Below are 694 nucleotides of genomic sequence, written 5' to 3' on the forward strand. Positions count from 1 at the left end.
CGATCAGTCCGAACCGGCACCTCGCACTCCCCCCGAGGTCCCTTCCGGGCGGCGGTCCGCCGCCGACCCGGGACCGTTCACCGCCCGCTCGCCCGATGCCGGATTCGACAGCGGGACGGACGCCGAAGACGGCGCCGGCTCCGACGTCCGCAAGCTGTCGGCCGCGCTCTTCGCCCGCCTGGCCACCCTCGAACGCGGCACCCCCGAGCACACCTTCGTCCGCGACCAGCTCATCCGGCAGAACCTGCCGCTGGTCCGCTACGCGGCCAACCGCTTCCGGCACCGCAACGAACCGCACGAGGACGTCGTCCAGGTCGGCACCATCGGCCTCATCAAGGCCATCGACCGCTTCGACCCCGACCGCGGCGTGCAGTTCCCCTCCTACGCCATGCCGACSATCAKCGGCGAGATCAAGCGCTACTTCCGGGACAGCGGCTGGTCCCTGCGGGTCCCCCGCCGGGTCCAGGAACTGTGGCTGTCCCTCTCCGAGGCGATCGAGACCTTGTCGCAGGCCAACGACCGGGCGCCGACCGTMGCGGAGATGGCCGCATACCTGCAGGTCACGCAGGAAGAAGTGGTCGCCTGCCTGGAAGCCACCAACGCCTACGCGCCGTCGTCGCTGGACGCCACCGACGGCACCGACGAGCGCACGCTCGCCGACCGGCTCGGCTACCAGGACCAGGCCCTCGAAGGC

General features: G+C 71.3%; 1 protein-coding gene. It reads left to right on the forward strand.

The genetic code is table 11. The features are described from left to right. Positions 1-694: sigma-70 family RNA polymerase sigma factor (locus AC1DSF_RS30535; RefSeq protein ID WP_478184058.1), on the forward strand; the 694-nt coding region annotated here is incomplete at both ends.

It is taken from the genome of Variovorax sp. 01N429 (assembly GCF_056399425.1).